The organism is Runella sp. (assembly GCF_965279615.1).
Lineage (GTDB): Bacteria > Bacteroidota > Bacteroidia > Cytophagales > Spirosomataceae > Runella.
The window spans coordinates 4,339,260-4,351,825 of record NZ_OZ257252.1; the positions used below are offsets into that span (position 1 = coordinate 4,339,260).

At 42.2% G+C, this 12,566-nt stretch carries 8 protein-coding genes; 2 read left to right on the forward strand and 6 right to left on the reverse strand.

Annotated features, from left to right (window positions below):
• Nucleotides 1-44 precede the first annotated feature (44 nt).
• Nucleotides 45-1,118 (reverse strand): hypothetical protein, encoded by a 1,074-nt coding sequence (locus tag ACQY73_RS18550; protein ID WP_428653600.1) that lies wholly within the window; start codon nt 1,116-1,118, stop codon nt 45-47.
• A 42-nt stretch (nt 1,119-1,160) separates the two neighbouring features.
• On the reverse strand, nt 1,161-3,662 hold the full coding sequence (locus tag ACQY73_RS18555) for an SLBB domain-containing protein (RefSeq protein ID WP_428653602.1): 2,502 nt from the start codon (nt 3,660-3,662) through the stop codon (nt 1,161-1,163).
• 433 nt (nt 3,663-4,095) lie between these two features.
• Here ACQY73_RS18555 and ACQY73_RS18560 point away from each other — a divergent pair, with 433 nt between their 5' ends.
• Nucleotides 4,096-5,994: a DNA topoisomerase IV subunit B gene (locus ACQY73_RS18560; RefSeq protein WP_428653604.1), complete on the forward strand. Its 1,899-nt coding sequence runs from the start codon at nt 4,096-4,098 to the stop codon at nt 5,992-5,994.
• 56 nt (nt 5,995-6,050) lie between these two features.
• Here the strand turns inward: ACQY73_RS18560 and gldG are convergent, their stop codons facing one another.
• The 4 genes from gldG to ACQY73_RS18580 form a co-directional block, all read right to left on the reverse strand.
• Nucleotides 6,051-7,685 carry a gliding motility-associated ABC transporter substrate-binding protein GldG gene (gene gldG / locus ACQY73_RS18565; protein WP_428653606.1) on the reverse strand — a complete coding sequence of 545 codons (1,635 nt, stop codon included), beginning with the start codon at nt 7,683-7,685 and terminating at the stop codon, nt 6,051-6,053.
• A 54-nt stretch (nt 7,686-7,739) separates the two neighbouring features.
• Nucleotides 7,740-8,069, reverse strand: coding sequence for a DMT family protein (locus tag ACQY73_RS18570; RefSeq protein ID WP_428653608.1), 330 nt, complete (start codon nt 8,067-8,069; stop codon nt 7,740-7,742).
• 111 nt (nt 8,070-8,180) lie between these two features.
• Complete coding sequence (nagB, locus tag ACQY73_RS18575) at nt 8,181-10,127, reverse strand: glucosamine-6-phosphate deaminase (protein ID WP_428653610.1); 1,947 nt, start codon at nt 10,125-10,127, stop codon at nt 8,181-8,183.
• Nucleotides 10,128-10,206: 79 nt separating this feature from the next.
• On the reverse strand, nt 10,207-10,956 hold the full coding sequence (locus ACQY73_RS18580) for a copper homeostasis protein CutC (RefSeq protein WP_428653612.1): 750 nt from the start codon (nt 10,954-10,956) through the stop codon (nt 10,207-10,209).
• 223 nt (nt 10,957-11,179) lie between these two features.
• On the opposite strand from ACQY73_RS18580, the gene ACQY73_RS18585 reads away from it, so the two are divergent.
• Entirely contained in the window at nt 11,180-12,556 is a 1,377-nt protein-coding gene (locus ACQY73_RS18585; RefSeq protein ID WP_428653614.1) for a DUF1800 domain-containing protein, read from the forward strand.
• Nucleotides 12,557-12,566: the final 10 nt, after the last annotated feature.

Genomic DNA, 12,566 nt, shown 5'->3' on the forward strand with positions numbered 1-12,566 from the left:
ACGAATTAAGAGTTAAAAGCTAAATAAAATTAAGCAGCACTAACTCATTTTTTCTTCATATCCTTCAATGCTTCCGAGTAGGTTTGTTTGGCTAACACAAAAATTATAGCAAGAATAAAGCCAATAATTGCGCCGAACTTTGTATTCTCACGAGTAAAAAGTTTTGTCTCTAATGGCAAAGTAGCCGGTTCAATGATCGTAAATAGAGGTGACTCTTTAACAATCGACATTTGAAGGCTTTCAAGGCTTCTTGAAGCTTCTAAATAGAGTGACGTGACAAAAGTAGTATTTCGGGTCAATCTTCCCTCTTCCACTTTTGCCGTAGGAGCCACCGCTTCCGTATTAATGACGGTCGTTTGCGCAAGTCTGCTTTCTGTCCGGTTGAGTACTCTGCCCAAAGAATCCACTCGATTCTTCATTATTTTCAGCATTTCACGAGACTTCCGGGTTTGGGTTTCCTGATAGACGCGTTCCACGGTTGTAAGCAACAGATCCGAAAATGTTTTAGACACCATTTCATTTTCCATTGAAATGGTCAGATCGTAAAACGCCGTTTTTAGATTGGGTTGCCCGATGGTAATTTCACGATCGCGAACTTTCGTCAATACGCCATCAAATACCTGTCTTTCCAACGTCGACATAGAATCCCGCTTACTGTGTTGAATACGAACAGGTAACCATTCTTTCAAAAAATCACCCCAATCATCCTGACGGATAAAAGTAGAATCAAGATAATAGTTGATAAAAAAATCTTTCTTCCCATTTGCCAACGTCACCGTTGTCAGCAAAGCTCTCTCTAATACCGGGCGCGTTTTGATAACATAAAAGAGATTTTCGCCCGTAAATAGACCCGCGTCTCCACTACCACCGCTCATTCCAAGCAGGTTTCCAAAGCCTCCTAAGTTTTGAGTTGCATTGGAACCGGTGACGTTAAACGTTATTTTAGAGACATACTGAACACGCTTATTTTTTTCAGAATCAACGTAATAACCTATTGCCGTACCAATTCCGATCAAAATTAAAATAAGCCACCAGTTTTTCAGCACCAAATCTTTGGTCTGAATCAATTTTTGAAATATAAGCTTGGGAGAAAGTGTTACTTGTTCTTGTTGTTCCATGATGCGTTTAAACCTTAATAGCTTCTACTTTTTTACATCCTATTATTGATTGCCCAAAAATTTAAAAGCTATTACCGTCGTAATCAAAGTCATTACAGTTGAAGATATACCAATAACCGATTGTAACGCGCGTTGTGCTTCGACCAAATCAGATTGCGTACGTTGTGGGACGTGTATCTCCGAACCGGGTTCTACTTTAGGATAAATATTGAAGAATAAGAATTTGCGAGTTCTATCTACAGAGCCATTCGGATAGATCACATAGGATTTTCTTTTTAAAGACATCCGTGTAAATCCACCTCCTTGCGATACATAATCCATGAAAGAATTTCCGGTCCTAAATTTGACGGTAGTAGGGAACAATAATTCTCCCTGCAAACGAACCGTTTCCAATCGTTTGGGAATATCAATAATATCACCGTCCTGCAAAATAATATCTTCGCGTCCACCCGGGTTTTTCAAGATACGACCCAAGTCGATTCCAATTGCTTCCTGCTTATTTTTATCAATTTCCGTACCTACAAATTGCCCTTTCTTGGCATCATCAGAAATTTCAGCAACCGCTTTATTACGTTGTTGAATCTCTTCATCTGAAAGTGTTACTTTCCGCAACAAGGTAGCTCCGTTTACATACGCCTGTGCCGTTAAACCACCGGCACGTACCAACAGATCAGACAGTTTTTCGTCTTTGCTCTTGATTCCGTGAATACCCGGATTTACCACTTCACCCTGAAAAGTAACAAAGGTTTGGGGTTGGTAATTAGAGGCTGCTCTCACCAATATTTCATCGTAAGGCTCCAATACAAAACGGGTATCGTTTCCATCAATTGTCAGATCACGATTGACGTCGAAGTTAAATATATCAGCAACTTGTGCAGAAGCAGATTTTACATTGACATCCCGCTTACGACGGACGATCTCAACCTGTGAATTAGCGGCTGATTCTTTAAACCCTCCGGCTCTGATGATGGCATCTTCTATTGTTAAGTTCGAAGTATAGTCCAAGTTTACCTCAGGCCCGTTATTTACTTCTCCAATAACTTTGATAAATGCGGCCTCCCGCAACTCAAATTTTGACGGAATAATGATCTGATCTTCTCTCTGTAATATCAGATCATCGGTTTTACCGGCCATCATATCTGCTAAATTGATCGAAATATTCTCTACCGATAAATCTTCTCGTGTTCGAATCACATTGATACGACCCGTAAAAGCCTCACCGGTTATGCCTTCCGCACTTTTTAAAAGTTGAAGCAATGTTTTATTTTGATCTAACGAATATTGGCCCGGACGAAACACGGGACCGGTAATGGTAACCATGTTCTCAAAACGGGGGAGCAACATTTCGGCCGTAATTTCATCTCCGTTGTTTGGTACATATTTAGCATAATCGCCCGTTCTTACATCAATGATTCGGCGCTCTTTTGTGGTGAGGCCAAGCACTTTCATACGTTCTGTATAAGCATTATCCGTAAAACCGCCGGCATACGTCAACACTTTATCCATGGTCTCTGTCGGCAATAATTCATAAAGACCGGGACGTTTTACATTCCCTTTGATCTCAACACGTTTAGCATAAACGCCCACTTGAATTACGTCGTTATCCTGAAGGCGAATATCGCTGTTCAGTGTGCCGTTCATTAACAGTTCGTACAAGTCAAGCGTAGCTGCAACTTTGTTTCTGCGAATCACCTGAATTTGGCGGAAAGAACCGAGTTCATTAGGGCCGCCCGTCAGATAAAGTGCATTAAGCGCTGAAGACAACGAAGATACATTGTATGTGCCCGGCGTAACTACCTCTCCAAGTACTGTGACACGGATGGTACGAATACGACTCAAGCGAATTTGAAGATAGGTGCTTGCGCTACTTCCCGGTGCGCCCAAATTATTATAATACGGTGACAACCGCGTAATTAACTCTTTTTGAGCCTGCTCTATAGTACGGCCACTCAATTGTACCGTTCCGACAGGTTTTATGAAAGCAAACCCGTCCGAATTAACGACCATCTCAATTTGTGATTGAGAATACCCATAGATATAAGCAGTCAGCTCATCGCCCGGCCCGATGGTATAGTCACGGGGCGTTGCGATATTTTCAGAAGGGGTAAAATCTACTTTTGGGTTATTAAAAAGCTGATTCCCAAAGATTTTACGACGCATTTTTGTTAGTTCTGCCTGACGATACGCCTCTTCGGCATCTTCTGTACCGGCCTTTTCATCCTTTATTTCCTTCGCTTTTTCTTCCTGAGTTAATACCGCTTTAGGGTCGGCAGATTTTTTTACATCGGTTCCTTTATCAGTACCTTGCTGAGTAGCAGTTGTCGTAGTCGGAGCTCCCGTTTTTGCAGGTTGCGCCGTTGTAGAAGGTGCGGTAGGTTGCCCTTGAGCAGGAGCACTCGTTGAGCCTGAGCTTGTTGATCCCGTGCCTGTACCCGTAGGGGTTTGAGCTTTTGCAATAATAATGGTAACAAAACTTATTAGGCAAACGTGGAAAATGGCGCGTTGGGCGCTTGAAACAGAGAAACTTCCAAAAAACTTCTTCATGAAATTATGTTCAAAACAAAATTCTTAGATTCTGATTAACAATATCTTAACGTTTTCATTAGGCCATTCGTATTTAAGAACGAAATCGGCCGACAAAGTAACGCAACTTTTTGTGTTTTTTAAACTTTTTTCTTTTTTACGGCCATTTTCGCGGCTTAATGTATAATTTTTCCGATATTTTCATGTTTGTAAACAGATGATTTTTCCTTTTTTAGATTCTTAATACTCAGTATATTAGGAAGAAGAAATACAGATCAAAAAGAACTTTGTCTTACAAAGTAAGTCAGATTTTCCTAAACCTTGCAAATTTTTGGACATAAATATTTTGCAAACACTCTTTTTCACTTTTCAAACGTTGTATTTGCTGCATTAAAAATCGTAATTTGTAACCGCAGTGCATGATACAAGCGTTTTATAATTCATAACTAAACTAATGGCAGAAGAAGTAAAATACGACGAAAGCAGTATCCGGTCGCTTGACTGGAAAGAGCACATTCGACTCCGTCCGGGAATGTATATTGGTAAACTTGGGGATGGTTCCGCCGCAGATGACGGAATATATGTATTGGTTAAAGAAATCATTGATAACTCTATTGACGAACATACCATGGGCTATGGAAAGGCAATAGAAATAAAAATCATGGAGCATCGCGTCGAAGTCCGCGACTACGGCCGGGGTATTCCTTTGGGAAAATTAGTGGATTGCGTTTCCAAGATCAATACGGGTGGAAAATACGACTCGGGCGCTTTTCAAAAATCAGTCGGACTTAATGGGGTTGGTACCAAAGCCGTAAATGCTCTTTCCACTTATTTTAAAGTACAATCGTTTCGAGATGGCAAAACCCGGTGGGTGGAATTCCGCAAAGGCGAAATTACGACCGAATCAGAGGAGGAAACCACAAATCAACGCAATGGTACATTCATGATTTTTGAGCCGGACAATTCCATTTTTAAACATTATCACTACATACCCCAATTTCTTGATAACCTGATCTGGAATTATTGCTATTTGAATGCGGGATTAACCATCAATTTTAACGGTCAAAAATTTGTTTCCCAAAATGGGTTATTAGACCTATTACGAAACAAAACCGACGAAGACGCTATTCGCTATCCCATTATTCATCTGAAAGGCAATGACATTGAGATCGCACTTACGCATGGTAATCAATACGGAGAAGAATATTATTCGTTTGTGAACGGTCAGTATACAACTCAGGGAGGAACGCATTTGGCCGCTTTCAGGCAGTCGTTGGTCGATACCGTTCGTGAACACTTTAACAAAGATTATGCGGTTGAAGATGTCCGTGCCTCCATTATTGCGGCCGTCAGCGTAAGAGTGCAGGAACCGGTATTTGAATCCCAAACCAAGACCAAACTGGGTTCAAACAACATTTCGCCCGATACAAACAGTACGACCATTCGTACGTTTGTCAACGACTTTTTGAAAGCGAAGTTGGATAATTTTCTTCACATGAACCCATCGGTGAGAGAAGCGTTGAAGAAGCGGATCGAGCAATCGGAACGGGAACGTAAAGAATTGGCAGGCATTAAGAAGTTGGCCAATGAGCGCGCCAAAAAAGCCAATTTACACAACAAAAAACTTCGCGATTGTCGCAATCACCTTCCGGATGCAAAATCGGAAGACCGCTACGAAACCACTCTCTTTATTACAGAAGGAGACTCGGCAAGCGGCTCAATCACCAAATCTCGAAATGTACAAACACAGGCCGTGTTCAGCTTGCGCGGGAAACCACTCAATTGCTTCGGTATGACCAAGAAAGTGGTGTATGAAAATGAAGAATTCAATCTTCTGCAACACGCACTTGACATTGAAGAAGGCCTTGATAATTTACGTTATAATCGTATTGTGATCGCGACCGATGCCGACGTAGACGGAATGCACATTCGCTTGTTGATGTTGACGTTCTTTCTGCAATTTTTCCCGGATCTGGTGCGTAATGGACATGTATACATTTTGCAAACGCCATTGTTTCGGGTACGCAACCCAAGAAACCACAAAGAAACCATTTATTGCTACAGCGATGAAGAGCGTTTGAAAGCCATCAAAAAACTCGGCGGCGGCAAAAAGGTGGAAATTACACGTTTCAAAGGTTTAGGCGAGATTTCTCCTGATGAATTTGGAAGATTTATTGGGGAAAATATGCGTATTGAACCCGTCATTTTGGACAAAGAGGCAACAATTCCCAAATTGCTGAGCTATTACATGGGTAAAAATACGCCCGACCGTCAACGCTTTATCATTGATAATTTGCGCGTAGAAAAAGACATCGTGGAAGAAGCACCGGCAGCGGTAATAGCTGCGGCCTGACTACCTTAGTTATTCACAGGAAAGGCGAGGATTGCCTCGCCTTTCCTGTATCTTTCTTATCCTGTGGCATATTTACGTTGCCGTATCCACTGCCATACCCCTCCTAAAAGACCTATTAAAACCAGCGGCAGCAGCAGATTAATTAACTGCCATTGGGTACGTTCTTCTTTCAACCTGATCTTGTCAAGCGGTCGCAATGTTACCTGTTTATTACGCGCCGTGATCAATCCTTCTGAATCTATCAGGTAATCAATGGCATATAGTACAAAGTCTTTGTTAGCAAAAGTTCTGCCCGATAAACGATCGTATCCTAAAGGGAAAGGGGCATCTCGCGAATAATCAATGTCATTGACCAACAAGTCGCCGTCCGAAACGACCAACACTTTTGCAGGTTTTCCCTGACCCACAAACGAACTCATTCGTGGGTCGTTTGGCAATAAACGATTATTGTAGAGGGAAGAAAACGAACCTTCCAACAAGGTAGCTACACTTTTTACTCCTGCATTGTACTCTCTTGGATCGGGTTGTTGTCGTGCTTCATTGTAAGCCACCAAAACCGGCGCTTTGAGGAGTTTGGTATATTGCGAGGTAAGCAAGAGCGGCGTTTTTGTAATACCCGGCGCTTCTACGGTATCAATGGTACTCGGAAAACGTGTATAAACTGCATCCAAATTTCTGACAATGGGGTGTTTGCCAAAGTTGTTGATCAATGGAAAAAATCGCCACGGCATGGGCTTTATCTGTGGCTTATCTCCCATGTTGCCCACATTGAGCGGAAGCATCGCACAACTGAGGTCTTTTACCAGGTTTTGATTGATGCGGCATCCATACTTAAAAAACAGATCATCTAAATTCAGCGCCGAAGGTTGTGCAAATGTTCCTTGCAAACTGACACTGTCAACCCGCGCCCCGTCGGCAAAAACGAGTAATTTTCCGCCACGCATTACAAATTGGTCCAGTCTGTATTTCTCATCTTCCGTAAAAGGCAAGTCCGGTTTGGGAATGATGAGCAAATCACCTTTTTCCCACGAATCAGGATTCTGAATATCAAAATATAAATCGTAGTTCTGCTGAAGAGAGGCCAACAGATCCGAAAAACGTGGCGGCGGCACTTTGGTATGTCCAACCAAAATACCGATACGTTTGTGTTCTTTAAGCGTTATCCGGCGTATGGCAGAAGCAAGTTCAAACTCTACACCCTCATACGATTGATTTAATTGCTCTTCGGGGGAAGCAGCCTTATTACCTTTCAACAATTGTACAGGATATTCTTTTCCTTCATATACCAACATTACTCCGGGAAATACCAATCGCTCAGTACGTTTACCGTCTTCATTGGCAAACAAATTGGTTGGAATAAGCCCTTTTTGCGTTAGTTCTTCCTGTAATTTTGGATCATTAGGCTCTATAAAACGATAGGCAATGTTGCCACCGGCATAATCAGAAAATGACTCCAATGTCTCCTGAACGGCTCGTTCAAGTCGCTCAAATCCGGCGGGAAAATCGCCCGTTAGATACACCTTTACTACTACCTGGCCGTCCAGGTTTTTGAGTAAACGTTTGGTGGCATCGGAAATTGAATACCGTTTTTCCTGCGTTAGATCCCATCGAAAAAAGACAAAAGAGGCTAACACATTCAGCCCAATAACAGCCATCAGAAAAATAGCGACTTTGATGATTCGTTGTTTCATTCAGAAGCGAATAAACAATTGATGATTAATTAGTTATAAAACCTAAAGGCGGTTTTACCATTTTTTAAAAATAAAAAAGACGGCCAAAATAATGAAGGCAAAACCTACCAGGTAATTCCATTTAACTTCTTCTTTGAGGTAAATAACGGCAAAAGCTACAAAAACTGCTAAACTGACAACCTCCTGAATGGTTTTAAGTTCAAATGCATTGAATTCATAGGAGCCGATTCGGTTGGCGGGAACGGCGATACAGTATTCAAAAAAAGCAATGAGCCAACTGATCAAAATTACTTGCCAAAGAGACGTTTCTTTGTATTTCAAATGCCAATACCAAGCCGTGGTCATAAACAGGTTTGATAATAACAGTAATAATGTGGTGCGCATACTAAACAATAAAAGAGATGTTAGGGCAAAGATACAGTTAAAGAAAAAGCGTTAGCTGATTTTCTGACCAACTAACGCTTTTCGCTGTGTAAAATTTTATGAAGTTACTCTCTAAAAATGCCAACGTACAAACGCTTCCATTGCTTCGTACTCCGCTAAGCCCAGTTGGTCATAAAGCAGCGCAGTTCCGCTGTTGCGTTCTTCGGCACGTTGCCAAAACTCACGCGAGTCTTCGCCCTGAAACACGACACCATCTTTTTGTGACTGGTGTTTGAAGATGCCGTAGCGTTTTTTGACAACCTGATCGGGGCTCATCGGAACGGCCATTTCGATCTCGTGAATATCCCACTCTGCCCAGGCACCGCGATACAACCACACCCAACAATCCTTCATGAAGTTTTTGTGTTTGAGTTGTTTGAGCGCCGCTTCAATGGCATCCCAACAAACTTTGTGCGTACCATGTGGGTCGGCAAAATCACCTGCTGCGTAGATTTGATGCGGTTTTACTTCTTCGATCAAATTGGCAATAATTTTAATGTCGGCATCGCTGATGCCTTTTTTCTGAATGGTGCCGGTTTCGTAGAAAGGCATATCCAGAAAGTGAAAATGATCTGTTCCAACAAACCGACACGTTGCTTTTGCTTCTCCTCTGCGAATCAATCCTTTTACATAGCGTACTTCCGACGTATCTATTTCGCTGTCTTTTTTCTGTTTCAAAAATGCCTTCGCATCGTTGAATATCTGCATCGCAGCTTGGCTTTCAATGCCAAACTTGTGGTTATAGTCTACTACAAAATCAATAAAACGGAATGCTTCATCATCGGCTACGGCAATATTGCCCGACGTTTGGTAAGCTACATGCACTTCATGCCCCTGATCTACCAACCGTTGGAACGTTCCACCCATTGAAATGATATCATCGTCCGGATGCGGGCTGAAAATGATCACCCGTTTTTTGGCAGGAAGTGCCCGTTCAGGGCGGTGAGTATCGTCGGCATTGGGTTTACCGCCCGGCCACCCGGTAATGGTATGTTGTAATTGGTTGAAAACGTTAATATTAATATCGTATGCTGAGCCATGTGCGGCCAACATATCGCTCATTCCATTATCGTTATAATCTTTAGTGGTAAGTTTCAGAATAGGCTTTTGAAGAGTAAACGACAAATGCGTTACGGCTTTCTTGATCATCGAATTATCCCACTCTACGGTATCAACCAACCACGGAGTTTTTACGCGGGTCAAATCATTCGCGGCACGTTCATCAACAAAGAAAGCCACATTGGGGTGGGCCTGTAAATAAGATGCCGGCACCAATTCCGTTACCGGACCTTCAACTGCTGCCTTGATCATAGGTGCTTTGCGCTCACCCCAAGCCAACAACACCACTCGTTTGGCATTGATGATAGAAGCTACTCCCATGGTGATGGCTTTTTTCGGAACTTGATGTAAACCTCCAAATTCCATGGCCGCCGCCGCACGCGTAGAATGGTCAAGCGTCATCAGGCGAGTGCGCGAATTGATCAATGAACCCGGTTCGTTGAAACCGATGTGACCATTTCCCCCGATCCCGAGCAATTGGAAGTCAATGCCTCCCATTGCGTTAATTTTATTATCATAACGTTGCGCAAAATCAGTAATCATTGCCGGCGGAATGGTACCGTCGGGAATAAAATAATTTTCCTGAGGAATATCAACGTGGTCAAAAAGTTGCTCACGCATGAAGCGAACATAACTATGAATAGAATCCGGTTGCATGGGATAATATTCGTCTAAGTTGAACGAAATTACGTTCTTAAAACTTAGGCCTTCTTCGCGGTGCATTTTGATGAGTTGGGCATAAACCGTTTTGGGTGAAGAGCCGGTTGCCAATCCCAAAACGCAGGGTTTTCCCTCTTTTTGTTTGCTGCGAATCAAATCAGCAATCTCTTGCGCTACGCCTCTTGATGCATCTTTGGCATCGGCATAAATCTGAGTCGGAATCTTTTCGTAGGTAATGGCCTGTCCTACAATACCGCTGTGTGCAGTTTGGGCTTGAATCATTAAAGGTTCAGTAATCATGATCAAGAAAAAATGTGAATTTTTGCGCTCAAAGGTAGCTACTTGTAAGATAATTAGCGAGTTAAATTAATAAAAAAATTTAAAAATTCATCGCTTCGCCTTCCAGCTTTTTTATTAATCTCTTAATATTCGCTTCATTAGTATAGATAATTTCGTATTCGTCAGCCGGTAAAACAGACGCCATGCTTACGTCTTCTTTCCGGTAAATCATCGCTCCTCTCCTGACTGATTTGCCGGTTAAATGCAATGCATTCACCCCTGTTTCAGCTAAAAGCAATGCATTGTCGGCATTTACGCCACTTCCTGCCATTATTTCTATTCTTCCCCCTGACTTTTCCACGAGTTGCTGTAGTAATTCTTTTCCTTCAACCGCCGTATTTTGCTGTCCGGAGGTCAGTATCCGTTCGGCACCGGTTTGAATGATTGCTTCCAATGCTTCGAAAGGATCAGAGGCTACATCAATAGCACGGTGGAAGGTAACACCCATCGGTTTTGCCAGATCAACCAACTCCTTGGTACGTTCGATATCTACTTTACCGTCGGGTTTTAATAATCCCAATACAACGCCATCCGCTCCGCTTTTTTTGGCTGCCTGAATGTCTAAACGCATTACATTCAATTCTTCATCATCATAACAAAAATCTCCTCCCCGTGGCCGAATCATAACGTACAATTGAATGGAAAGTACAGATCGGGCGCGTTGGATCAAGCCATAGCTTGGCGTAGTACCACCTTCATATACACCTCCACACAACTCTATACGATAGGCCCCCGCTCGCTGGGCATTTAAACAGGATTCAATGGAAAAAGCACAAACTTCAATTTGCATGATTAACTTTTTAAAGTAAAAAAGGGAACACAAAAAAGAAAACTATACGGTTTTAACTTCAAAACAAAGATACTGAATAGACATACCCAAGAAAATTATTTCTTTGGCCGGAATTGAGTGTCTGATAATCAACAATTTAATAGGTTAGCATATTAAACCTTTTTTATCCAAATTTGTCAATGGGAATAGTGTTCCCTAAGTCAAATCGTCAACATCTATCACTATGCCAACCTGGGATTTATCTAACGCGAAGCATTTACTTTCGCGGTGTTTGTTTGGATATTCGCGCAAAGATTTAGAAAAAGCCCTTTCTTACTCAACAGTAGAGGATTTTGTTGAAAAAGAACTTCTTGCTTCTTTCCCGCTCCCTGCTCCTCCGGGCGACTGGATCACTGAAGCTCCTAATACTGCCGCTGCCAACGGCGACCGCTATCGCAGCATGACTTATTGGTGGTACAATCAACTGTTGGGACAAGGTGTAAGTATGCGGGAAAAAATGGTGTTGTTCTGGCATAACCATTTTGTATCCGCCCGCGATAAGGTCACGTATCCCCAGCACATGTACATACAAAATACACTTTTCAGGCAGAATGCCTGGGGAAATTTTCGACAACTTACCAAAGATGTTACGATTGATCCCGCAATGCTTTATTATTTAGACGGGCGATCAAGCAACGGAACAACTCCTAATGAAAACTACGCGCGTGAATTGATGGAATTGTTTACATTGGGAATCGGCAATTATACCGAAACTGACATCAAACAAGCCGCTTTGGCTTTTACAGGTTGGCAGGTAAGTGGCCTAACTGCTGTATTCAATCAAAATCGCTTTGCCAATACAACAAAAACATTTTTTGGAAAAACCGGCAATTTCAAGTATAACGATATTGTCGATATTATTCTGGAAAAGCCGCAAGCTGCTGAATTCATCTGCCGTAAGCTCTACAAAGAATTCATTTTTTATAAGCCAAACGAAACATTCGTAAAGCAAATGGCCGACGTTTTTCGTAAAAACAGCTACGAAATTCGCCCTGTCCTGTCTTTTATGCTTACCTCCAATGAATTTTATAACACCGAATACAAAGGCGCAAAAATCAAAAGCCCAATGGAAACAACTATTGGAATTTTGAAGGCCTTTGATATGACCACTACCCAAATCAATCCTACTGCTGATTGGGCGTATGTATATTCGCAATCGCAGGCGCTGCAACAATTGCTGTTTTTTCCACCAAATGTCCAAGGTTGGGTTGGGCAACGCGAATGGATCAATTCAACCACTTTTGTAACACGAGGAAGCTTTTCTGACAACATTACCAATATGATGGGCAATACAAGAGCGGTTCAATTCAAAAATATAAGCGCGCCCGTAGATTATGCCCGTACGTACAAAACGTCTGAACAGGCCGACAGGTTTGTGGATGATATTATAACTCTTTTTTTACAATTCCCGATAAGTACTCAAAAAAGAGATTCACTCCTGAAAACGTTGCTGGGAGGCACTATTTTGGCCAACTGGACAACCGGAACGCCCGGCGCCGATTTGCAGCTTAAAGGTTTTTTCAAGGCGATCATGCGGTTACCTGAATTCCAGCTTACTTAGTTCTTCATCC

Coding starts and splice junctions, on each gene's coding strand:
- ACQY73_RS18560 (WP_428653604.1), top strand. CDS start 4,096: ATGGCAGAAGAAGTAAAATACGACGAAAGCAGTATCCGGTCGCTTGAC.
- ACQY73_RS18555 (WP_428653602.1), bottom strand. CDS start 3,662: ATGAAGAAGTTTTTTGGAAGTTTCTCTGTTTCAAGCGCCCAACGCGCC.
- ACQY73_RS18570 (WP_428653608.1), bottom strand. CDS start 8,069: ATGCGCACCACATTATTACTGTTATTATCAAACCTGTTTATGACCACG.
- ACQY73_RS18550 (WP_428653600.1), bottom strand. CDS start 1,118: ATGGAACAACAAGAACAAGTAACACTTTCTCCCAAGCTTATATTTCAA.
- gldG (WP_428653606.1), bottom strand. CDS start 7,685: ATGAAACAACGAATCATCAAAGTCGCTATTTTTCTGATGGCTGTTATT.
- ACQY73_RS18580 (WP_428653612.1), bottom strand. CDS start 10,956: ATGCAAATTGAAGTTTGTGCTTTTTCCATTGAATCCTGTTTAAATGCC.
- ACQY73_RS18585 (WP_428653614.1), top strand. CDS start 11,180: ATGCCAACCTGGGATTTATCTAACGCGAAGCATTTACTTTCGCGGTGT.
- nagB (WP_428653610.1), bottom strand. CDS start 10,127: ATGATTACTGAACCTTTAATGATTCAAGCCCAAACTGCACACAGCGGT.